The organism is Teichococcus wenyumeiae (genome assembly GCF_003696345.1).
Classification (GTDB): Bacteria; Pseudomonadota; Alphaproteobacteria; order Acetobacterales; family Acetobacteraceae; genus Pseudoroseomonas; species Pseudoroseomonas wenyumeiae.
In genome coordinates this window covers 127,889-148,964 of record NZ_RFLX01000007.1, presented here as the reverse complement: position 1 = coordinate 148,964, position 21,076 = coordinate 127,889, and the positions used below count along the sequence as shown (strand labels likewise).

Here is a 21,076-nt window from a genome sequence, read left to right as displayed (position 1 = left end):
TGCCCACGCCTGATGGGAGAAAGCTTGCCATGGACCAGTCCAACACCGCCGTCACGATCAGCCGCGAGGGCGCCGTCGCGCTGGTGCGGATCGACTTCGCGCCGGTCAACGCGCTCTCCCGCCCCGTGCGGCAGGGGCTGCTGCAAGCCGTGCGCGAGCTGGCGGCGGATGCCTCGGTGCGGGGCGTGGTGCTGCATGGCGGCCCGGGCCGCTTCATCGCCGGCGCCGATATCAAGGAAATGGACCTGCCGCTGGATGAGCCCATCCTGCCGGACGTGGTCGCGGCCCTGGAGGCCATGCCGCAGCCGGTGGTCGCGGCCATCGACGGCTTTGCACTGGGCGGCGGGCTGGAAGTCGCCATGGCCTGCGACTTGCGCATCGCCACGCCCAAGGCCAGCGTCGGGCTGGTGGAAACGCGCCTGGGCATCCTGCCAGGCTCCGGCGGCACGCAGCGGCTGCCGCGCCTGGTGGGCACCGCCAAGGCCATCGAGATGATCGGCGAGGCCAAGATCCTGCGCGCGCCGGAGGCCGTGAAGCTCGGCATCCTCGACGCCGTCGTGGAGGGTGAGCTGCTGGCCGAGGCCGTTCGGCTGGCGCCAGGCGCCGCCAAGCGCGTGGTCTCGACCCTGCCGATCCCGGCGCGGGACGAGGCCGCCGAGGAAGCCGCCGCCCAGGCCGCGATCAAGAAGGGCAAGGGCGTGCCCGCCGTGGCTGTGGTGGTCGGCCTGCTGCGGGAAACCGCCGCCATGGATTTCCCCGCCGGGCTGAAGCGGGAACGTGAACTCTTCCTGCCGCTGCGTGCCAGCGCCGAGGCCGCCGCGCTGCGCCACCTCTTCCTGGCCGAGCGGGAAGCCGCCCGCGTGCCGGGGCTGGAAGGCGTGAAGCCGCGCACGGTCTCCCAGGTGGCGGTGATCGGCGGCGGCACCATGGGCAGCGGCATCGCCATGGCGGTGGCCGATGCCGGGCTGCCGGTGGTGGTGATCGAACGTGACGAGGCCGCCGCCGAAGCCTGCGGCGCCCGGCTGCGCGACGCCTATGCCAAGCAGGCCAAGTCCGGCCGCCTGACGGAGGCCGTGGCCGCCGAGCGCACCGCCCGCATCACCCCCGCCGCCGACTGGAACGCGCTGGCCCAGGCCGACCTGATCATCGAGGCTGCCTTCGAGGACATGGCGGTGAAGGAGGATATCTTCCGCCGCCTGGATGCCGTGGCGAAGCCGGGCGCGGTGCTGGCGACGAATACCTCCTACCTCGACCCCGATGAGATCGCCGCCTTCACCAAGCGGCCGCAGGATGTGCTGGGGCTGCACTTCTTCGCCCCCGCCAACATCATGAAGCTGCTGGAAGTGGTGCGCGGCGCCAAGACGGCGCCGGATGTGCTGGCCACCGGCCTCGCCTTCGGCAAGAAGCTGGGCAAGCTGCCGATCGTCTCCGGTGTCTGCGAAGGCTTCATCGGCAACCGCATCTATGCCGTCTATCGTCGCCACGCCGAATACCTGGTGGAGGATGGCGCCAGCCCGCGCGAGGTGGATGCGGCGCTGGAATCCTATGGCTTCGCCATGGGCCTCTTCGCGGTGGGCGACATGTCCGGCCTGGATATCGCCTGGGCCATGCGCAAGCGCCGCGCCGCGACGCGCGACCCGGGCGAGCGCTATGTCGCCATCGCGGACCGGCTCTGCGAGGCCGGGCGCCTCGGCCGCAAGACCGGTTCCGGCTGGTACAACTATGCCAGCGGCAAGGCGGAGCCGGACCCGGCGGTGGATGCCATCATCACCGCCGAGCGTCAGGCCGCCGGCATCACGCCGCGTTCCTTCACGCCAGAGCAGATCCAGAACCGCCTGCTGGCGGTGATGGCGAACGAGGCCGCGAAGATCCTGGAAGAAGGCATCAGCCTGCGGCCTTCCGATATCGATCTCGTCTTCACCAATGGCTACGGCTTCCCGCGCCTGAAGGGCGGGCCGCTGTTTGCCGCCGATCAGCTTGGCCTGCGCGCCGTGCTGGCCGAGGTGGAGGCGGCGGCCAAGGCTGGCGGCGTGGGCTCCGAACCCGCGCCCCTGCTGCGCAAGCTGGCCGAGACGAACACCACCTTCAAGGAATGGCAGCGCGGGCGCGCCACGCCCGGCTGACCTGAACACAGGATGGAAACACCATGGTCCTGACACTGCAAAGCTTCGCCGAGAACCGCTGGGTCGCCCCCGGCGCCGGCGCGGTCGAGATCCCCAGCGCGGTGGATGGCCGCGTGATGGCGACCGCATCCTCGGCGGGCGTGGATTTCGGGGCCATGGTGCGCTTCGGGCGCAAGGTGGGCGGTCCGGCGTTGCGGATGCTGACCTTCCACCAGCGCGCGGAGATGCTGAAGCGCCTGGCGGTCTATCTGACCGAGCGGAAGGAAGCGCTCTACGAGTTGTCCTTCGACACCGGCGCCACGCGGCGGGATAGCTGGATCGATATCGACGGCGGCATCGGCACGCTCTTCGCCTATGCCTCCCGTGGCCGCAAGGAACTGCCGAGCGAGCGTTTCGTGCTGGATGGCGCCTTCGAGCCGCTGTCGAAGAACGGCAGCTTCGTCGGTGCGCATATCCTGACGCCGCTGCATGGCGTGGCCGTGCATGTGAATGCCTTCAACTTCCCCTGCTGGGGCATGCTGGAGAAGCTGGCGCCGACCATCCTGGCCGGCGTGCCGGTCATCACCAAGCCGGCGACGGCCACCGCCTACGTGGCGCATGCCATGGTGGCGATGATCGTCGAATCCGGCATCCTGCCGCCGGGCGCGCTGCAATTCGTCGCGGGTTCCACCGGCGACCTGCTGGACCACCTGACGGGGCAGGACGTGGTCTCCTTCACCGGCTCCGCCACCACCTCCGGCAAACTGCGCGACCATCCCACGGTCTCGCGCGAGGCGGTGCGCTTCATCGCGGAGCGGGACTCGCTGAACGCCGCCATCCTGGGCAGCGACGTGACGCCGGAAAGCCCGGAATTCGACCTCTTCGTCAAGGAAGTGGCGCGGGAGATGACGGCCAAGGCGGGCCAGAAATGCACCGCCATCCGCCGCGTCATCGTGCCGCGCGACCGTGTGGAAGCGGTGCGGGATGCGCTGGCGGCACGGCTGGGCAAGGTGGCCATCGGCAACCCGCGTGACGAGAAGGTTGGCATGGGACCGTTGGCCAGCCAGGGGCAGCGCCACGACGTGCGCGAGAATATCGCGAAGCTGGCGGCGGAATCCGAGATCGTCTTCGGCGACCCGCTGCATTGCGCGGTGGTGGATGCCGATGCCAATGCCGGCGCCTTCCTGTCTCCCGTGCTGCTGCATTGCGCCAACCCGATCCGCGCGGAGCGGGTGAACCATGTCGAGGCCTTCGGCCCCGTCTCGACCCTGCTGCCCTATGACGACCTGGACCAGGCGATCGAGCTGGCGCAGCGGGGGGAGGGCAGCCTGGTCGCCTCCGCCTTCTCCTACGATGCCGAGGTGACGGAGCAGCTGGTGATGGGCCTCGCGCCCTTCCACGGCCGGCTCTACCTGGTCGACCGGGACAGCGCCAAGGAGGCCACCGGCCATGGCTCGCCGCTGCCGCCGCTGGTGCATGGTGGCCCCGGCCGTGCCGGCGGTGGCGAGGAAATGGGCGGGCTGCGCGGCGTGTACCACTACATGCAGCGCACGGCGCTGCAGGGTTCGCCCGCCAAGCTGACCGCGCTGACCAAGACCTGGGGGCAGGGCGCGCCGACCCGCACGGAAGGCCCGCACCCCTTCCGCAAGAACTTCGACGAGATCAGCATCGGCGACACGATCGAGACCCCGGCGCGCACCATCAGCCTCGAGGATATCGAGCACTTCGCCAACTTCACCGGCGACACCTTCTACGCCCATATGGACGAGGAAGCGGCCAAGGCGAACCCCTTCTTCCCCGGCCGGGTGGCGCATGGCTACCTGATCCTGAGCTTCGCGGCGGGCCTCTTCGTGGACCCGGCGCCGGGGCCGCTGCTGGCGAATTACGGGCTGGAGCGGCTGCGCTTCCTGAAGCCGGTCTCGCCCGGCGATTCCATCCGCGTGCGGCTGACGGTGAAGACCAAGCGCGCCGCCCGCCTGCCGGATTACGGCGAGGTACGCTGGGATGCCGAGGTCTTCAACCAGAACAACGAGACCGTGGCGCAATACGACGTGCTGACCATGAGCGCGCGGCTGGCCTGAGGGCTCAGCACAGGGCGCACAGGCCCGCGCGCAGGTCCTCGGCCCTCCCCGGCAGGCCGGCCTCCAACGCGCCATGCACGGCGCGCCAGACCGGCACGGCGCGGGCCAGCAGCGCCTCTCCCTCTCGGGTGAGAGCCAGCAGGCGGCCGCGCCGGTCGGCGGGGTCGGTGGTGACCGCCACCAGCCCATCGCGCTGAAGCGGCTTCAACGCCGCCGTCAGGGTGGTGCGGTCCATGGCCAGCAACTGCGCCACCGGCCGCATCGGCACCGGCTGCGGCCGGTTCAGCGCCATCAGCAACGAGAACTGGCCGTTGGTGAGGCCGAAAGGCCTCAGCGCCTCATCGAAACGCCGGGCCAGGGCGCGCGCCGCCCTTTGCACATGCAGGCAGAGGCAGGTGTCGCGCACCTCCAGCGTCGTCTTGAATGGAACAGGCTTTGACATGCGGCCAGGTAGGTTGATATCAACCTTATACAACAGATGGAGGAAACGCGCCATGTCCTACGTGGATGGCTTCGTCCTGGCCGTGCCTGCCGCGAACAAGGAGGCGTTCCGCCGCCACGCGGCCGAGGCGGCGCCGATCTTCAAGGAATTCGGCGCCACCCGCGTGGTGGAATGCTGGGGCGACGATGTGCCGGATGGCAAGCTCACCGACTTCCGTGGCGCCGTGAAGGCGGAGGACGGAGAGGTCGTGGTCTTCAGCTGGATCGAGTACCCCTCCAAGGAGGTGCGCGACGCGGCCATGGCCAGGATGATGTCCGACCCGCGCATGCAGGCGATGCACGACATGCCCTTCGATGGCAAGCGCATGATCATGGGCGGCTTCATGCCCATCGTGGATGCCTGACAGCGGGGCTACAGCGGCAGCGCCGAGGTATTCTTCACCTCCCGCAAGGCGAAATGCGACGAGATGTGTTGCACCGCCGGGTTGGTGAAGACCACCTCCTGCAGGAAGCGCTCGTAATGCGCCGCATCCTGCACCACGACGCGGATGATGTAGTCGGCGCTGCCGGTCATGGAAAAGCACTGCTGCACTTCCGGCCGTTCCACGATGGCCTTCTCGAAATCCTGCAAGGCGTCGCGGTTGTGCTTGGCCAGGGTGACATTGGCATAGACCGTCTGGCCATAGCCCAGCTTCGCCGGGTCCAGCCGCGCCACGTATTCCAGGATCACCCCGGCATCCTGCAACGCCTTCAGCCGCCGCCAGGTGGGAGAGGTGGAGAGGCCGATCCTGTCCGCCAGCTCCTGCACGCTTTGCCGCGCGTTCTTTTGCAGCGCGGCGAGAATCGCCCGTTCGAACTGGTCCAGGTCGACACTCTGCGCCACCGCCGAATCCTCTCGAAAAGGCGAGGCATGAATATGCCTCATCTGCCGGTTTGGCGATGGGATTATGCCCGAATCCGCGCATCCCGCGCAAAAACAGAAACGGTTTTGCCCCTGTGGCGAGCCTAGGCTGGTGCCAACGCATTGCCGGCTGAAGCCGCCTGATAACAGGGAAACGGACCATGGGATCGCTTGCCCTTTCCAAGCCATTTTCGCCCGCGCGCAGCAATGCGCCGGACCCTGCCGTGGACTGGCGCCGGGTCGCTTACCTGATGCAGGTCTCCCGCGCCCTGGATGCGCTGGAGGAAAAGACCCTCGTTCCCGAGAAGAAGGTTCTCTACCAGTTCTCAGCCCGCGGGCATGACATGGCGCAGATCCTGCTGGGCCTTGGCCTGACGGAGCGGCATGACGCCGCCTGCGGCTACTACCGCTCCCGCCCCATGCTGCTGGCGCTGGGGGTGGAGATCGAGGAAGCGCTGGGTTCCTCCATGGCCCGTGCCGGCGGCTATTCGGACGGGCGGGATATCGGCGTCGTCTTCAACTATCCCAATCCGCAGGGGGCCTCGGCGCTGCCGATGTGCGGCGGCGTCGGCGCGCAATACACGCCCACCGTGGGCTGGGCGCAGGCGATGGAATACCATCGCACCGTGCTGAAGGACCCGGACTATGCACGCGCCATCGGCGTGGTGCTGGGCGGCGATGCCTCGGTGGCCACCAATGGCTTCTGGGCGGCGCTGACGGCGGCGACGACGCAGAAGCTGCCCGTCCTCTTCTATATCGAGGACAACGGCTACGGCATTTCCGTACCCTCCAGCTTCCAGACGCCGGGCGCCAATATCGCGGCCAACCTGGCCTCCTTCGGCGGCCTGCATGTCCTTTCCGGCGATGGCACCGACCCCGCCACGGCGGCCGCCCTGGTGCGGGAGGCGCAGGAGCATGTGCGCGACCGTCAAGGCCCCTGCCTGCTGCGCCTGACCGTGCCACGCCTGCAAGGCCATTCCTTCCAAGACACCCAGACCTACAAGTCCGCCACCACGGTGGAAGCGGAATGGGCGCGCGACCCGCTGCCCAAGCTGCGTGACTTCCTGGTGCCGGCCGTGATGGGCGAAGCCGAATGGGATGCGGTGGCCGCCGAGGCCCAGGCCGCCGTCGAGACCGCCCGCGCCGCCGCCGAGCAGCGCCCGGTGGCGGAGCCGGAGAGCGTGCTGCGCCATGTCTTTTCGGAAGCCGAGCCGCAGGTGATGGGCGGCCTCCGCGCCGCTGGCATCACGCCGCCCGCCGGCAACGACATGCCGAAGCCCGAGGGCGCGCGCATCAACATGGTCACCGCCATCCGCCGCACGCTGGAGCATGAGCTGGCGGTGAACCCGCGCGTGCTGCTGTTTGGCGAGGATATCGGCCCCAAGGGCGGCGTACATGCCGTGACGCTCGGCTTGCAGGAGAAGTTCGGCGCCAGCCGCGTCTTCGACACCAGCCTGTCGGAGGAAGGCATCGTCGGCCGCGCCGTCGGCATGGCCATGGCCGGACTGATGCCGGTGCCGGAAATCCAGTTCCGCAAGTATGCCGACCCGGCGGTGGAGCAGATCAACGACTGCGGCACCATGCGCTGGCGCACCAACAACCGCTTCGCCGCGCCCATGGTGCTGCGGATGCCGGTGGGCTTCTTCAAGTGCGGCGATCCCTGGCACAGCCAGACCAACGAGGTGCAATTCGTCCATTCCCCCGGCTGGAAGGTCGCCGTGCCCTCCAATGCCGAGGATGCGGTGGGCCTGCTGCGCGGCGCGCTGCGCGGCGACGACCCGGTGATGTTCCTGGAGCACCGCGCCATGCTGGATGCCGCCTGGGCGCGCCGCCCTTACCCGGGCGACGACTATGTGCTGCCCTTCGGCAAAGCGCGCGTGACGCTGCGGGGTGAGAAGCTGACCATCGTCACCTGGGGCGCCATGGTGGAACGCTGCGAGGAAGCGGCACGCGCCAGCGGCCATTCCGTCGAGGTGATCGACCTCCGCACCCTGATGCCCTGGGATAAGGAGGCCGTGCTGGACTCCGTCTCCCGCACCCATCGCTGCTTGATCGTGCACGAGGACCTGCGCACCGCCGGTTTCGGCGCCGAGATCGCCGCCGTGGTGGCGGACGACGCCTTCATGGAACTGGATGCCCCCGTGGCGCGCCTGACCATGCCGGATATCCCCAGCCCGCATAACCCGGTGCTGCTGAACCATGTGGTGCCCTCGGTGCAGCGCATCCGCGACAAGATCGACGCGCTGGTGGCGTTCTGAACATGGACACGATGACACTGACAGAGATCCTGTCGCCCATCGCGCAGGAAGGCACCACCGCCGCCATCCGCACCTGGTTCAAGCAGGTTGGGGAGATGGTGCGGGAAGGGGAGCCGCTGGTGGAACTGGAGACCGACAAGGTCGCCATGGAAGTGGCCGCCCCGGCCAGTGGCCGCCTCTCTGCCATCCTGATCGCCCAGGGCGATGTGGAGCCCGGCGCGCTGCTCGGCCATATCGAGCCGGGGGAGGGCAGCGCCGCCGCCGCGCCGGCTGAGCGCCCCCGGCCGCCGGACGTGCATGCGGAACCGGAGCTTCGCCTCTCGCCAGCCGTGCGCAAGCTGGTCAGCGAAAGCGGCATCGACCCTAGCAGCGTACCCGGCACCGGCAAGGGCGGCCGCATCACGCGCGACGATGTGGTGCAGGCGCTGGAACAGCGGGCGCAACCAACGGCCCCGCCACCACCCGCGCCGAAGCCTTTGCCGGCGGCGCAGGGGCCTTCCGGTTTGCGCTCCAGCATCCTCCCGCACAGCCCGATGCGCCGGCGCATCGCCGAGCACATGGCGCATTCGGTGGCGGTGGCGCCGCATGTGACGGCAGTCTTCGAGGCCGACCTTTCCGCCATCATCGCGCATCGCGCCGCGAAGAAGGCCGAATTCGCTGCGCAGGACGTGAACCTCACCTTTACCGCCTATTTCGTGCAGGCCTGCGTGGAAGCCATGAAGGTGGCGCCCACGGTGAACAGCCGCTGGCATGAGGAGCACCTGGAGGTCTTTTCCTCCATGAATATTGGCATCGGCACCGCGCTGGGCGACCATGGGCTGATCGTGCCGGTGATCCATGAGGCGCAGTCGCTCTCGCTGCTCGGCATCGCGCAGCGGCTTCAGGAAGTGACGCAGCGCGCCCGCACCAACAAGCTGGCGCCGGAAGACGTGCGCGGCGGCACCTTCACCATCTCGAACCACGGTGTCTCGGGTTCTCTGGTGGCAACGCCGATCATCATCAACCAGCCGCAATCCGCCATCCTGGGCATCGGCAAGCTGGAGAAGCGCGTCGTGGTGCGGGAGGTCGGCGGCAGCGACGCCATGCTGATCCGGCCGATGTGCTACGTCTCACTGACCATCGACCACCGCGTCATCGACGGCGCGCAGACCAATGCCTGGCTGACGCGCTTCGTCGAGGTGCTGGAGAACTGGCCGGCGCCCTGAGGCGCCGGCACGATCCGGCTACTGCTTCTGGATGCCGGCCTGGGTGACGACCTGCTGCCACTTCGTCAGCTCAGCGCGGACGAAGTTCTGCGCTTCCTCCGGCGTGCTGCCGACGGGGGTGGCGCCGAGCGCGGCCATCCGCTCCTTCACCGATTCCTCCTTCAACTGCGCGGCGGCATCGGTGGCGATCTTCTGCGCCACCGGCCCCGGCAGCCCGGCAGGGCCGATGATGGCGCCCCAGGTGGAAGCCTCGAAGCCGGGGAAGCCGCTTTCGGCCACGGTGGGCAATTCCGGCAGGATCGGCAGGCGCTGCGCGGCGGTGGTGGCTAGGGCCTTCAGCTTGCCGCCCTGGATATGACCCAGCACCGCCGGCAGCGTGTCGAACATCACGTCCACCCGGCGGCCGATCAGGTCCGGATGCGCGGCGGTGGAGCCACGATAAGGCACATTGGTCATGGCCGCGCCGACCTGGTGCGCGAACATCTCCGCCGCCAGATGCACCGCGCCGCCGGTATTGGCAAAGGTGACATCGCCCGGCTTCGCCTTCACCATCTTGGCCAGGTCCTGCACCGAATTGGCGGCGAAGTCCGGCGCCGCCACCAGCACCAGCGGCACGGAATAGATGATGCTGAGGACGGAGAAATCCTTCAGCGTGTCGAAGGGCGTGGTGTAGAGCGCCGCGTTCACCGCGTGGTTCACGGAGACGAAGCCCAGCGTGGTGCCATCCGGCGCCGCCTTGGCCACGGCATCGCTGCCGACAATGCCATTGGCGCCGGTGCGGTTCTCCACCACCACCGACTGCTTCCACAGCGGCGTCAGCTTCTCCGCGATCAGGCGCGCCGCGATATCAGAAGCGCCGCCCGGGCTATAGGGCACGATGATGCGGACGGTCTGGCTGGGAAAGGTGGCCTGGGCCTGGGCCGGCAGGATGCGGGCAGCGGCCAGTGCGGCGGGTGCGAGAAGAGCCAAGCGGCGAGTGAACTTCATGGCCTGTGACCTTTGTTGCCTGGACGTCCCGCTGACAGCGACTAGCGCCGGCAGCATGACCGGATGTTCATCCGGACATCATGCCATCTGCAATAGCAGGGCCGTCATGTTGTCAGACAACAGGGTGTGAGGCGCGCTTCTTAGACCGACACGGCGGAACGGACACCGAGATAGGATTCGATGATGCGGCTATCGGCCTGCAGCATCCCAGGCTCGCCCTCCAGCATCACGCGGCCATTCTCCAGCACATAGCCGTAGTCGGCGATGCGCAGCGCGGCGCGGGCATTCTGCTCCACCAGCAGGATGGAGGTGCCATTGTCGCGCAGGTTCGCGGCGGTCTGCAGGATCTCCCGCACGATCAGCGGCGCGAGGCCGAGGCTCGGTTCATCCAGCATCAGCAGGCGCGGCTCGCCCATCAGGGCGCGCGCCATGGCCAGCATCTGCCGCTCCCCGCCCGAAAGCGTGCCGGCCAATTGCTTCCGCCGCTCCTTCAGGCGTGGAAACAGGGCGAACATCTCGTTCAGCAGCGGCTCCGCGCTGCCCTTGTGGCGCAGGCGGAAGCGGCCGAGGCGGAGGTTGTCCTCCACCGTCATGGAGGAAAACAGCTCGCGCTTTTCCGGCACCAGGGAAAGGCCGTCATTGACGCGCGCTTCCACGCTTTCCCCGCGCAGGTCGCGCCCGGCGAAAGTGACGCTGCCGCTGGCCGGCACCACGCCCATGATGGCGTTCAGCAGCGAGGACTTTCCCGCGCCATTCGGCCCCAGGATGGTGACGATGCTGCCCCTGGGCACCTCGATGGAAACATCCGACACCGCCAGGATGGCATCATAGGTGACGGTGGCGTTGCGGACGCTGAGGATCGTCATGCCGCGCTTCCCAGATAGGCATCGATCACGGCGGGGTTGCCCTGGATCTCCTTAGGCCGGCCCTGCGCCAGCTCGGCGCCGAAGTTCATCACCACCAGCCGGTCGGTCAGGTTCATCACGAAGTCCATGTCGTGCTCGACCAGCAGGATGGTCATGCCCTCCGCCCGCAGCCTGTCCAGCAGTTTTGCCAATGCGGCCTTTTCCAGGTGGCGCAGCCCGGCGGCGGGCTCGTCCAGCAGCAGCAGCACCGGGTCGAGGCAGAGCGCGCGGGCGATCTCCACCAGCCGCTGCTGGCCCAGCGAAAGCTCATCCGCCACCAGATGCGCGCAATGCGCCAGCCCGACGCGGTGCAACTGCTGCCAAGCGAGGGCGAAGATCCTGGCTTCCTCCGCCCGGTCCAGCTTCAGCGCGGCGCGCAGGGGGCCGGAGGCGGCGCGCAGATGCGCGCCCAGCGCCACATTGTCCAGCACCGTCATGCCATGCACCAGCTTCACGTGCTGGAAGGTGCGGGCGACGCCGCGCGTCGCGATATGGCGCGCGGCGCGGCCGCAGATTTCCTCGCCCAGGAAGCTGACGCTGCCCCTGGTGGCGGAGAGCACACCGGTCAGCAGGTTGAAGGTGGTGCTCTTGCCGGCGCCATTGGGGCCGATCAGCCCGACCACCTCGCCGGCCGCCAGATGGAAGCCGACATCATTCACCGCCACCAGCCCGCCGAACTGCTTGCGCAGCGCGGTGGCGCGCAGGATCTCGGCGCCGCGTTCCGGCTGCGGGCGCGGCGGCAGCACCTGCGCCTCGCTGGGCTCGGGCACCGCTGGCTTCTCGCCCTGTGGCAGCAGGCGGCCGGCCAGCTTCGCCAGATGCGGCCAGATGCCGCGCGGCGAGAATTGCAGCAGCAGGATCAGCAGCGCGCCGAAGACGATGATCTCGAAATTGCCCTGGGCATGCAGCAGGGAGGGCAGCAGCGTCTGCAACTGGTCCCGCAGCAGCGTGACGATGGCGGCGCCCAGGAAGGCACCGCCGATGTTATGCACCCCGCCGGCCACGGCCATGAGCAGGTAGTCGATGCTCATGTTGATGCCGAAGGGGGAGGGGTTCACCGCGCGTTGCAGATGCGCGTAGAGCCAGCCGGAGAGCCCCGCCAGCACCCCGGCATAGACAAAGGCCAGGATGCGCGCCTGGAAGGTGTTCACGCCGAAGGATTCCGCCGCCAGCGCGCCGCCGCGCAGCGCCCGCACGGCGCGGCCAGGGCGGGAGTTCAGCAGGTTGCGCGTCAGCAGGATGGCCAGAACCACGCAGGCCAGCACCAGGAAATAGAAGTTACGCGTATCGCCGAAGTCGATGCCCGCCAGCGTGATGGGCGGGATGCCGCTGATGCCGTCGTTGCGGTGGAAGAAGTCCAGGTTGCCGACGAGGTAGAAGAAGGAAACGTTCCAGGCGATGGTGGCGATGGCGAGGTAATGCCCCTTCAGCCGCAGCGTCACCGCGCCGATGGCCCAGGCCAGCCCGCCCGAGACCAGCAGCGCCACCGGCAGCGTCAGCCAGGGGGAAAGCCCGTAGCGGGTGGTCAGGATGGCGGTGGTATAGGCGCCGAAGCCCACGAACATGGCCTGCCCGAAGGAAGTCAGCCCCGCCACGCCCACCAGCACCACCAGGCCCAGGGCCACAAGGCCGGAAAGGCCGATATAGCTCAGCAGCGTCACCCAGAAGGGCGGGAAGCCGGGCAGCAGCGGCGCCAGGATGGCGATGGCCAGCGCCGCGCCCGCGGCCATGCGGTGCATGGGGGCCATCTTATTCTTCCTCGTCCAGCGCCACGGGCGTGCGGAAGGAGCGCCAGAGCAGCACGGGAATGATGATCATGAAGACCAGCACTTCCTTGAAGGCGCTGGCATGGAAGGAGGCGAAGCTTTCCACCAGCCCGATCAGGATGGCACTGGCGGCCGCCAGCGGATAGCTGACAAGCCCCCCGATGACGGCGGCGACGAAGCCCTTCAGCGCGATCAGGAAGCCAGTGTCGTAGTAGATGGTGGTGATGGCGGAGATCAGGATGCCGGCCAGCGCGCCGATCACCGCCGCCAGCGTGAAGGCCACATGGCCGCAGAGCGCCGGGGAGATGGCCACCAGCCGCGCGCCCAGCCGGTTGACGGCGGTGGCGCGCAGCGACTTGCCCAGCAGCGTGTTCTCGAAGAACAGGAACAGCGCGACGATCAGCGCCAGCGTCACCACCACGATCGCCACCGACTGCCCGGTGATGAAGAGCGGCCCGATCTCCATCGTGGCCTCGGACAGCGGCGTGGTGCGGGAACCCTCGGCACCGAAGAAGACCAGCCCCAGCCCCTGCAAGGCCAGGTGCAGCGCGACGGAGACGATCAGCAGCACCAGCACCGTGGCATCGGCCATGGGGCGGTAGACGATGTCATAGAGATAGGGGCCCATCGGCGTCACGATGGCCAGGGCCAGGATGATCTTGGCCAGCAGCGGCGCTTCCCAGGCCAAGCTTGCCCAGGCCAGCGCGGCCACCACCACCGGCAGCAGCAGCGAGGTGCCGAGCTGCAGCGCGATGGACTTCGCCGTGGCATGGCGGCGGGAGGCCCAGAGCCGGCAGGCCGCCGAGGCCGCGCCGAGGATCAGCAGCAACCACACCGTGCCCGGCAGCGTGCCGGCCTCCAGCGCCGCCAGCGTCAGCGCCCCGAAGGAGACGAATTCGCCGATCGGCACCAGGATCACGCGGGTGACAGTGAAGACGATCACCAGCGCCAGGGCCAGCAACCCGTAGATGGCGCCGTTGACGACGCCATCCTGCACGAGCACGAGAAGAATCGAGAGATCCACGGCCAGTCCCCGGCGATGGTCGGTGGGTCGTTACTGCGGCAGGGCCTGCCACTTGCCGTCCTTGATGACGGCCATGACGCGTGCGTTGCTGTCCTGGCCGACATGGTCGGTGGTGGACATGTTGGCGGTGCCGTTGACGTAGACGACGCCCTTCAGCCCCTCCAGCGCATCGCGCAGCGCGGTGCGGAATTCCGGCGTGCCGGGCTGCGCCGTTTTCAGCGCCACCGGAATGGCGTTCTGCAACAGGATGCCGGCATCATAGGCATAGGAGCCGAAGGCTGAGACGCTGCCGGCGCCATGCGCGGCCTCATAGGCATCGCGATACTGGCGGGCGATTACGCGCGAGGGATGCGTCTCCGGCAGCTGGTCCGCCACCACCACGGGGCCGACGGGCAGGATGGTGCCTTCCACATCCTTGCCGCCGACGCGGAGGAAATCGGAATTCGCCACGCCATGCGTCTGGTACATCGCGCCGCGGAAGCCGCGCTCGCGCAGCGTCTTGGCCGGCAGCGCGGCCGGCGTGCCGGCGGAGATGATGAAGACCGCGTCCGGGCGGGCCGAGGTCACCTTCAGTGCCTGCCCGGTGACGCTGGTATCGGTGCGGGCATAGCGCTCATCGGCCACCACGGCGATGTTCCGCTGCTCCAGCAGCGGCTTGAAGATGCCCAGCCAGCCATCGCCATAGGAATCGCTGACGCTGACCAGCGCCAGACGCTTCACGCCCGCCTTGGCCATGTGGTCGGCGACGGCAGTGGCCATCAGCGCGTCGTTCTGCGCGGTCTTGAAGACCCAGCGGCGCTTGTCATCGACCGGCGTCACGATGGCGGCCGAGCCGGCCAGCGAGATGGTCGGTACCTTCTGCTCGGCCGCCACTTCCACCATGGCGATGGAAGCGGGGGTGACGGTGGAGCCGATCACAGCATCGACGCGGTTGTCGGTGATCAGCTTGCGCATGTTGGTGACGGCGCGGGTGGTGTCGGAACCATCGTCCAGAACGATCCATTCCACGGGCTGGCCACCGAATTCCTTGGGCAGCAGGCGGATGGATCGGCCTTCGGGAATGCCGAGCGAGGCGCCGGGCCCGGTTTCGGACAGCACCACGCCGACCCGCACGGGTTCGGCGGCATGGGCGGCGGTGGTCAGGCCGAGCGCCAGCATCAGGCCGGCGGCGAGGTTCCGCATCGACTTCTCCCTTCTTGGACGCCAGGAACTTCAGATGTTCCCTGTAGAGGCTGCTTGGCCCCGGCCTGACATTATCCCTTGGGACGATGTCGCGGCCAGGACGGAGGTGCCGGAAGAATTGACCAGCCGGTCGGTCAAATCAAGCGCTTTCCAACCCCTCGGCGGGGTTGCTTTCACCAACCGATCGGTCGCTTAATCCGCCCTCAGGGAAACGTCACTCGGCGCCGGAAGAGGTGGGCATGGCTCGGACACGGGCGGAAGATTACGACGAGAAGCGGCGCCAGATCCTGAAGACCTCCGCGCGGCTCTTCGCGCAGCATGGCTTCACCGGCACCTCCATCACCATGGTCGCCAAGGCCTGCGGCGCCTCCAAGGCGCTGCTCTACCACTACTATGTCTCCAAGGAAGAGGTGCTCTTCGATATCCTGCACCTGCACCTGGAAACGCTGGTGGAGACGGTGGAGCGCGCCTTCGCCTCCACCGACGAACCGCGCGAGCGGCTGCACGCGCTGTCCGCCGCGCTGCTCGACACCTACCGGGACGCGGATGCCGAGCACCAGATCCAGATCGCGAATCTCCAGCTTCTGCCACAGGACAAGCAGGATGTGCTGCGGGCGCTGGAGCGCCGCATCGTCGCCGTCTTCGCCGAGGCCATCGCGGCGGCGGTGCCTTCCGCCGGGCAGAGCCGGACGCTGCTGAAGCCGCTGACCATGTCGCTCTTCGGCATGCTGAACTGGAGCTACCTGTGGTTCCGCGACGGACGCGGCATGGCGCGCGAGGCCTATGCCCGGCTGGCGACCGAACTGATCCTCTCGGGCGCCGAGCGCGCCATGGCCGGGCTGGAGCCGGAAGAGGCGGCGCCGGCACGCCGCCCCGAGCGCCTCACCCGCGCCTGACGCCCCAGAAGACGAAGGTGCCCTTCACCACGTCCCGGATGTCGCTGCGCCAGGCGCTGTCCTGGAAGTATTGGCCGGTCGGCAGGTAGACCACGTCCTCCAGCGCCGCGCGCTGCAACTGCCCGGCGATCTTCTGCTGCGAGGGCAGGTCCGGCGCCTCCAGCCAGGCGGCGCGCAGGTCCTCGACGCGCTGGCTGCTGGGCCAGCCGAACCAGGCCTTGTCGCCATTGGCGCGCAGGGTCTGCTCCACCATCGGGTTCAGCATGTCCACGCCGTTCCAGGTGGTGTGGAACATGTTCCAGCCGCCCTGGCTCGGCGGCGCCTTGCTGGCGCGGCGCTGCACCACAGTGCCCCAGTCCGCCACCACGAAATCGACCTCCATGCCCAGCTTGGTCAGCAGGTCGCGCCCCACTTCGCCCAGCGCCGCCAGCAGCGGGTTGTCGCTGGCCGACATCAGCACGACCTTCTCGCCCTTGTAGCCGGCCTCCTTCAGCGCCTTCCGTGCCGCTTCCAGGTCACGCGGCTCCCGCACCAGTTCCAGCCCCTCGGTGCTGGCCATGGCCGTGTCGGGCGTGAAGAGGCCGACATCGATGCCCATCATCTTCGGATCGGTGCCCGCCGCCGCCGTCATGAAATCGGCCTGGGAGGAGGCCATCAGCACCGCGCGCCGGATGGCCGGGTTGTCGAAGGGCGGGTGCAGGTGGTTGAAGACGCCAGTGCCGAGGCCGCCGTTGGTCACCACCCGGTCCACCGCCACACCGCGCGCGCTCTTCAACACAGGCAGCAGGTCGTTGGGCGGGTTCTCCCACCAATCCACCTCGCCATTGCTCAGGGCGGAGGCAGCGGTGCCCGGGTCGGGCATCACGGCGTATTCGACGCGGTCGAAATGCACCACCTTGGGGCCGGCGGCGTGCTCCGGCCTGCCCTGGCGCGGCACGTAATCCGGGTTGCGCTCATAGACCACGCGGGCGCCCACCACCCGCTCATCCGCCTTCCAGCGATAGGGGCCGGAGCCGACCAGCTCCGTGATGGGCTTGAAAGGGTCGCCGCTGGCCAGACGCTCCGGCATGATCACCAGGGCCGGCGGGCCGATCTTGGCCAGGGTCTCCAGCATCAGGCCGTAGGGCTTGGTCAGGCGGATGGTGAAGACGCGGTCCTCGGGCGCCGCCATCTCGGCGGTGCGGGCCAGCAGCGCCTGGCCCAGTGTGTCCCGCGCCGCCCAGCGCTTGATGGAGGCGATGCAGTCGCGGCCCCGCACCGGCTCGCCGTCATGGAACCTCAGCCCCTCCCGCAGCCGGAAGGTCCAGCGCAGCCCGTCTTCCTCGACGGCATGGCCTTCCACCATCTGCGGCTGCGGCACCAGCCTGTCGTCCAGGCCATAGAGCTGGTCCCAGACCATCAGGGCGTGGTGGCGGGTGATATAGGCCGTGGTCATCACCGGGTCAGTGACCGTGACATCGGCCTGCGGCACGAATTTCAGCACCCGGGCGGCGCTGGCCGCGATGGCGGGGCGCGCCAGCCGGGGCAGGGTCACGGGAATGGCGGGAAGGCTCGCGGCCAGGGCAGCGCCCCTGAGCAGGTCACGTCGCAGCATGAGATCGTCTCCCGACGAAGGATGAGCGAGACCAGGCCGCGTGACAGGCGCTTTCGCGCTTCTGCACCGCAGCAGACCGGGATTTCCGGAGAGTGGCAAGGCCATTTGCAGGGGTGTCACTGTGGCCGCTTGGCCACATCGCCGTGCTTCCGCCGCCATCACGCAACCGGCTCCGCTACGCTCCCGTTTTTCCCCGGCAGCGAAAGGCCAGACCAATGTTGAGGCGGCAGGTGAACAAGGCCTGGTGGTTGGCCCGGCAAACGATCCTCGGCTTCATCGAGGACGAGGCACTGAGCCGGGGAGCGGCCATCGCCTTCTATACCGTCACCTCCCTGGCGCCGGTGCTGATCATCGCCATCGCCATCGCCGGCCTCGCCTTCGGGGAGGACGCGGCGCGCGGCGCGCTGGAAGCGCAACTGGGCGGGCTGATGGGGCAGGCGGGGGCGGAGGTGGTGCAGGGCATCATCCGCAGCGCCTCCAACCCCACCACGGGCAAGCTGGCCAGCCTGATCGGCATCGTGACCCTGATCGTCACCGCCTCCGGTGTCTTTGGCGAGATCCAGACCAGCCTCAACAAGATCTGGAAGGCTCAGGTCACCAGCATCACCATCTCCTCCCTGCTGCGGGCGCGCGCGCTGTCGCTCGGGCTGGTGGCGACGCTGGGCTTCCTGCTGCTCGTTTCGCTGGTGATCAGCGCCCTGCTCTCCGGGCTGCGGGGAGCGCTGGATATCTATCTGCCCGGCATCTCCACCATCATCCGCATCGCGAATGTCCTGATCTCACTGGGGCTGATCACGGTGCTCTTCGCCGCCATCTACAAGATCCTTCCCGACCGCAAGCTGGAATGGAAGGACGTGATCGTGGGCGCGCTGGTCACCGCCCTGCTGTTCAACCTGGGCAAGAGCCTGATCGGCCTCTACCTCGGCAGCAGCGCCATCGGCTCCACCTACGGGGCGGCCGGGTCGGTGGTGATCGTGCTGCTCTGGATCTATTATTCCGCGCAGATCTTCCTGCTGGGCGCCGAATTCACCAAGGCCTATGCCATGTGGCGCGATGCCGGCGGCTGGGACCTGGAGGAGGACCCCCGTGCCCTCAACCGCGCGCGGAGCAAGCGCGCGCGTGGCCCCGATGCCCCGGAGCGGCCGCCATTGAACCTGCCACACCTGATGTGAGGTGCGGTGGCGGCGCAGGCATGGCACAGAGGCGCCGCTATGATAGTCCTGATACCTCACCCATGAGTGCCTTCAAGCGGCGCGGCGCCGCACCCTGGATCGTCCTGATCGCCGCGGTCGCTGGCCTGTTCGGCAGCGGCCAGATCACTGAAGCCAAGCTGGAACGCATGTTGCGCGCCGCCTGGGGCGTGCTGGTGCAGGAGGAGCCGCAGCAGCGCGGCACCTCTCGCCGTTCACGCGGCGATACCGAGCCGCTCAGCGGCCTGGCCCGCATCATCGACGGCGATACGCTGGACCTGGACCAGACCCGCATCCGCCTGCGCGGCATCGACGCGTTGGAAAGCGACCAGCGCTGCACCGGCCGCGGCCAGGGCAGCTACGACTGCGGCAAGCAGGCGCGGGATGCGCTGGTGGCGCTGATCGGCGGCGCCGATGTCACCTGCGTGCCAGATGGCAGCGAAACCTATGGCCGCGTCGTCGCCACCTGCAGCGTGCCGCGCCGCAACGGCAATGGCAGCCTGGAACTGAATGCCGCCATGGTGCGCACCGGCTTCGCCTTCGATTGCCCCCGCTTCTCCAAGGGCGCCTATGCCGATGAGGAGAAGGCCGCCAAGGCCGCGCGGAGCGGCGCCTGGTCCGGGCGCTTCGAATATCCCTGGGAATTCCGGGGCCGCGACAACGCCTGCGGGCGGGACTGATGCGCCTGCGGCTGCCCGGGCTGTTGCGCCACCGCTGGCTGAAGCGGCTCGGGCTGGCCTTCCTGCTCGGGCCGCCGCTGCTGATCCTGTTCTTCCGCTTCGTGCCGGTGCCGGTGACGCCGCTGATGCTGCTGCGGGCGGCGCAGGGCTACGGCCTGTCCAAGGACTGGGTGCCCTATGAGCAGATCGCCCCCTCCCTGGCGCGCAGCGTCATCGCCTCGGAAGACAATCTCTTCTGCCGCCAGTGGCTGGGCTTCGACTTCCAGCAGTTGCGCGGGCAGGTGGAGGCGGCGCTGGAGGGGGACCGCCCGCGCGGCGCCAGCACCATCACCATGCAGGTGGCCAAGAACCTGTTCCTCTGGCCGGGCCGGGACCCGTTGCGGAAGGTGCTGGAAGCCTGGCTGACGCCGCAGGTGGCACTGCTCTGGCCGCGACAGAGGGTGCTGGAGGTCTATCTCAACATCGTGGAGTTCGGCCCCGGCATCTATGGCGCGGAGGCGGCGGCGCAGGCCTTCTTCAACCGTCCCGCCGCCCGGCTGACGGCGGCGCAGGCGGCAAGACTGGCGGTGGTGCTGCCGAACCCGCTGGAATGGTCGGCGGCCTCACCCGGCCCCTATGTGCAGAACCGGGCGGACCTGATCCGCCGCCGCGCCGGCCAGTTGGGCGAACTGCTGGACTGCGCCGGCTGACGGCGGCTCAGCCGCCCCGGCCGGCGTCGAAGCCCAGGAAGCCGACATCCGGGCGGGCTGCGCCGCCATCGGCGCGCGGCAGCGGCGTGGCCGGCGCGGCGGCACCCCGTGGCGCAACCGCGGGCGGCGCGGAGAGCGGCGCGCGGGCGGGGCGGGGGGCCGGCGCGGCGCGGCCGGCGGTGGCGGGGCCTTCCGCACCCGGCAGCGGCGGGGGCGGCGGTGCCGAGGAAGGAACGGCCCCGCGGGCGGAGAGCAGGAAGAAGGCGATGGCGTTGCGCCCCTGGTCCACAGCGGATTCCAGCGGCGTCAGCCCCAGCACGTTGTGGCCGTTGAGATCGGCGCCACGCGACACCGCATCCCGGGCGGAGGCAAGGTCGCCGCGGTTGATCGAGTCGAACAGCGCCTCGGTCGGGCCGAGGTTGTTGAAATTGGCATCCGGCGGAATGGCCGGCGGGGCATTGCGGGTGGCCAGCCCGGGCAGCGCGGGCGGTGGCGCGGCGGAGGAGGCGGCGGGCGCGTTCGGCGTCATGGGGCCACGGCCCATCTGGGCCATGGCCGGCAGGCCTGGCAGCAGCATGGCGGCCAGGGCGGCGAGAGGCAGGAGGCGGGTGGGGGAGATCGAACGGCGCATAACGGCACCTTTAGAGGGAAAGCAGAGGGGTTGGAACCGGGACAACGCGTGGCAGGGTCAGATAGGCGTCTCAGCAGCCGTCACCATGCAATGTGAAGCTATCGACCCGCTGGTTACGCAGGGCAAAGGTGATGTCGCATCGCACCTCGCCATAGGCGGGCGTGCTCGGCCAGGGGCGCCAGGGCCAGGGGCGATAGCCCCAATAGCCATAGTTATAGAAGGGGTCGGGCGCAGGAAGGGGCACAATGCCGCGCCGCTCGAATTGCAGGAAGAGGACGCCTTCCGTCTCATAGCTCCGCACGGGCACGCCCATGGCTTGTATCAGCTGTGCCTCGGTGTCGCCGATATAGGCGGCAAGGCGCTGGCTGAGCGTTGGCCCCGTCGCGCAGGCGCCCAGCAGCAAGGTCAGTAGAAGAAAGACTCTACTCCGCATGACGCATTCTCCAATGCTTGACGGACGCCCGGCTGCTGCTTTCGCGATGCCGGCGGTCTCCGTGGCGGGGTGTACGTTACGCAACCGCGACAGTGTCGCCGTCGTACTGAA

At 68.7% G+C, this 21,076-nt stretch carries 19 protein-coding genes; 9 read left to right on the top strand and 10 right to left on the bottom strand.

The genetic code is table 11. From position 1 onward, the window contains the following. Positions 1-29: 29 nt before the first annotated feature. Both EBE87_RS11860 and paaZ read left to right on the top strand, forming a co-directional pair. Positions 30-2,123 (top strand): FAD-dependent oxidoreductase, encoded by a 2,094-nt coding sequence (locus tag EBE87_RS11860; RefSeq protein WP_120638117.1) that lies wholly within the window; start codon positions 30-32, stop codon positions 2,121-2,123. A 23-nt stretch (positions 2,124-2,146) separates the two neighbouring features. Next, positions 2,147-4,183 carry a phenylacetic acid degradation bifunctional protein PaaZ gene (paaZ, locus tag EBE87_RS11855; protein ID WP_120638116.1) on the top strand — a complete coding sequence of 679 codons (2,037 nt, stop codon included), beginning with the start codon at positions 2,147-2,149 and terminating at the stop codon, positions 4,181-4,183. A gap of 4 nt (positions 4,184-4,187) precedes the next feature. On the opposite strand, the gene EBE87_RS11850 is transcribed toward paaZ, so the two are convergent. Further along, positions 4,188-4,625: a MarR family winged helix-turn-helix transcriptional regulator gene (locus tag EBE87_RS11850; RefSeq protein ID WP_120638131.1), complete on the bottom strand. Its 438-nt coding sequence runs from the start codon at positions 4,623-4,625 to the stop codon at positions 4,188-4,190. 52 nt (positions 4,626-4,677) lie between these two features. On the opposite strand from EBE87_RS11850, the gene EBE87_RS11845 reads away from it, so the two are divergent. Then, complete coding sequence (locus EBE87_RS11845) at positions 4,678-5,028, top strand: DUF1428 domain-containing protein (RefSeq protein ID WP_120638115.1); 351 nt, start codon at positions 4,678-4,680, stop codon at positions 5,026-5,028. 8 nt (positions 5,029-5,036) lie between these two features. Here the strand turns inward: EBE87_RS11845 and EBE87_RS11840 are convergent, their stop codons facing one another. Beyond that, a complete protein-coding gene (locus tag EBE87_RS11840) occupies positions 5,037-5,507 on the bottom strand; it encodes an Lrp/AsnC family transcriptional regulator (protein ID WP_120638114.1) in 471 nt (156 codons plus the stop codon). 179 nt (positions 5,508-5,686) lie between these two features. On the opposite strand from EBE87_RS11840, the gene EBE87_RS11835 reads away from it, so the two are divergent. After that, positions 5,687-7,783, top strand: a complete 2,097-nt coding sequence (locus EBE87_RS11835; protein ID WP_120638113.1) for an alpha-ketoacid dehydrogenase subunit alpha/beta — start codon at positions 5,687-5,689, stop codon at positions 7,781-7,783. Positions 7,784-7,785: 2 nt separating this feature from the next. Next, positions 7,786-8,988: a dihydrolipoamide acetyltransferase family protein gene (locus EBE87_RS11830; RefSeq protein ID WP_199707323.1), complete on the top strand. Its 1,203-nt coding sequence runs from the start codon at positions 7,786-7,788 to the stop codon at positions 8,986-8,988. Between the two features lie 18 nt (positions 8,989-9,006). Here EBE87_RS11830 and EBE87_RS11825 read toward each other — a convergent pair whose 3' ends face one another. The 5 genes from EBE87_RS11825 to EBE87_RS11805 form a co-directional block, all read right to left on the bottom strand. Further along, entirely contained in the window at positions 9,007-9,975 is a 969-nt protein-coding gene (locus EBE87_RS11825; RefSeq protein ID WP_120638112.1) for a tripartite tricarboxylate transporter substrate binding protein, read from the bottom strand. A 140-nt stretch (positions 9,976-10,115) separates the two neighbouring features. Continuing rightward, entirely contained in the window at positions 10,116-10,841 is a 726-nt protein-coding gene (locus EBE87_RS11820; RefSeq protein WP_120638111.1) for an ABC transporter ATP-binding protein, read from the bottom strand. After that, complete coding sequence (locus EBE87_RS11815; protein ID WP_120638110.1) at positions 10,838-12,628, bottom strand: branched-chain amino acid ABC transporter ATP-binding protein/permease; 1,791 nt, start codon at positions 12,626-12,628, stop codon at positions 10,838-10,840. Before EBE87_RS11815 ends, EBE87_RS11820 begins: the two co-directional genes overlap by 4 nt. Before the next feature lies 1 nt (position 12,629). Further along, positions 12,630-13,670 carry a branched-chain amino acid ABC transporter permease gene (locus EBE87_RS11810; RefSeq protein ID WP_120638109.1) on the bottom strand — a complete coding sequence of 347 codons (1,041 nt, stop codon included), beginning with the start codon at positions 13,668-13,670 and terminating at the stop codon, positions 12,630-12,632. A gap of 30 nt (positions 13,671-13,700) precedes the next feature. Next, on the bottom strand, positions 13,701-14,852 hold the full coding sequence (locus EBE87_RS11805) for an ABC transporter substrate-binding protein (RefSeq protein WP_120638108.1): 1,152 nt from the start codon (positions 14,850-14,852) through the stop codon (positions 13,701-13,703). A 239-nt stretch (positions 14,853-15,091) separates the two neighbouring features. Between EBE87_RS11805 and EBE87_RS11800 the strand changes: the two genes are divergently transcribed. Beyond that, positions 15,092-15,748, top strand: a complete 657-nt coding sequence (locus EBE87_RS11800) for a TetR/AcrR family transcriptional regulator (RefSeq protein WP_120638107.1) — start codon at positions 15,092-15,094, stop codon at positions 15,746-15,748. Here the strand turns inward: EBE87_RS11800 and EBE87_RS11795 are convergent. After that, the gene (locus EBE87_RS11795) at positions 15,735-17,342 is read right to left on the bottom strand and encodes an ABC transporter substrate-binding protein (protein ID WP_120638106.1); all 1,608 of its coding nucleotides are present in this window, start codon (positions 17,340-17,342) and stop codon (positions 15,735-15,737) included. The two genes, EBE87_RS11800 and EBE87_RS11795, sit on opposite strands and share 14 nt — an antisense overlap. 248 nt (positions 17,343-17,590) lie before the next feature. Between EBE87_RS11795 and EBE87_RS11790 the strand changes: the two genes are divergently transcribed. From EBE87_RS11790 to mtgA, 3 genes are all read left to right on the top strand, one after another. Further along, positions 17,591-18,514, top strand: coding sequence for a YihY/virulence factor BrkB family protein (locus EBE87_RS11790; protein ID WP_233553179.1), 924 nt, complete (start codon positions 17,591-17,593; stop codon positions 18,512-18,514). A gap of 62 nt (positions 18,515-18,576) precedes the next feature. Continuing rightward, positions 18,577-19,212 (top strand): thermonuclease family protein, encoded by a 636-nt coding sequence (locus EBE87_RS11785; protein WP_158600866.1) that lies wholly within the window; start codon positions 18,577-18,579, stop codon positions 19,210-19,212. Next, the gene (mtgA, locus tag EBE87_RS11780) at positions 19,212-19,901 is read left to right on the top strand and encodes a monofunctional biosynthetic peptidoglycan transglycosylase (RefSeq protein WP_120638103.1); all 690 of its coding nucleotides are present in this window, start codon (positions 19,212-19,214) and stop codon (positions 19,899-19,901) included. Before EBE87_RS11785 ends, mtgA begins: the two co-directional genes overlap by 1 nt. Positions 19,902-19,908: 7 nt before the next feature. Here the strand turns inward: mtgA and EBE87_RS11775 are convergent, their stop codons facing one another. Continuing rightward, positions 19,909-20,532, bottom strand: a complete 624-nt coding sequence (locus EBE87_RS11775) for an ankyrin repeat domain-containing protein (protein WP_122140005.1) — start codon at positions 20,530-20,532, stop codon at positions 19,909-19,911. A gap of 70 nt (positions 20,533-20,602) precedes the next feature. Next, positions 20,603-20,965 (bottom strand): hypothetical protein, encoded by a 363-nt coding sequence (locus EBE87_RS11770; RefSeq protein ID WP_147426314.1) that lies wholly within the window; start codon positions 20,963-20,965, stop codon positions 20,603-20,605. Positions 20,966-21,076: the final 111 nt, after the last annotated feature.

Coding starts and splice junctions, on each gene's coding strand:
- EBE87_RS11860 (WP_120638117.1), top strand. CDS start 30: ATGGACCAGTCCAACACCGCCGTCACGATCAGCCGCGAGGGCGCCGTC.
- paaZ (WP_120638116.1), top strand. CDS start 2,147: ATGGTCCTGACACTGCAAAGCTTCGCCGAGAACCGCTGGGTCGCCCCC.
- EBE87_RS11850 (WP_120638131.1), bottom strand. CDS start 4,625: ATGTCAAAGCCTGTTCCATTCAAGACGACGCTGGAGGTGCGCGACACC.
- EBE87_RS11845 (WP_120638115.1), top strand. CDS start 4,678: ATGTCCTACGTGGATGGCTTCGTCCTGGCCGTGCCTGCCGCGAACAAG.
- EBE87_RS11835 (WP_120638113.1), top strand. CDS start 5,687: ATGGGATCGCTTGCCCTTTCCAAGCCATTTTCGCCCGCGCGCAGCAAT.
- EBE87_RS11830 (WP_199707323.1), top strand. CDS start 7,786: ATGGACACGATGACACTGACAGAGATCCTGTCGCCCATCGCGCAGGAA.
- EBE87_RS11825 (WP_120638112.1), bottom strand. CDS start 9,975: ATGAAGTTCACTCGCCGCTTGGCTCTTCTCGCACCCGCCGCACTGGCC.
- EBE87_RS11820 (WP_120638111.1), bottom strand. CDS start 10,841: ATGACGATCCTCAGCGTCCGCAACGCCACCGTCACCTATGATGCCATC.
- EBE87_RS11815 (WP_120638110.1), bottom strand. CDS start 12,628: ATGGCCCCCATGCACCGCATGGCCGCGGGCGCGGCGCTGGCCATCGCC.
- EBE87_RS11805 (WP_120638108.1), bottom strand. CDS start 14,852: ATGCGGAACCTCGCCGCCGGCCTGATGCTGGCGCTCGGCCTGACCACC.
- EBE87_RS11800 (WP_120638107.1), top strand. CDS start 15,092: ATGGCTCGGACACGGGCGGAAGATTACGACGAGAAGCGGCGCCAGATC.
- EBE87_RS11795 (WP_120638106.1), bottom strand. CDS start 17,342: ATGCTGCGACGTGACCTGCTCAGGGGCGCTGCCCTGGCCGCGAGCCTT.
- EBE87_RS11785 (WP_158600866.1), top strand. CDS start 18,577: ATGAGTGCCTTCAAGCGGCGCGGCGCCGCACCCTGGATCGTCCTGATC.
- mtgA (WP_120638103.1), top strand. CDS start 19,212: ATGCGCCTGCGGCTGCCCGGGCTGTTGCGCCACCGCTGGCTGAAGCGG.
- EBE87_RS11775 (WP_122140005.1), bottom strand. CDS start 20,532: ATGCGCCGTTCGATCTCCCCCACCCGCCTCCTGCCTCTCGCCGCCCTG.
- EBE87_RS11770 (WP_147426314.1), bottom strand. CDS start 20,965: ATGCGGAGTAGAGTCTTTCTTCTACTGACCTTGCTGCTGGGCGCCTGC.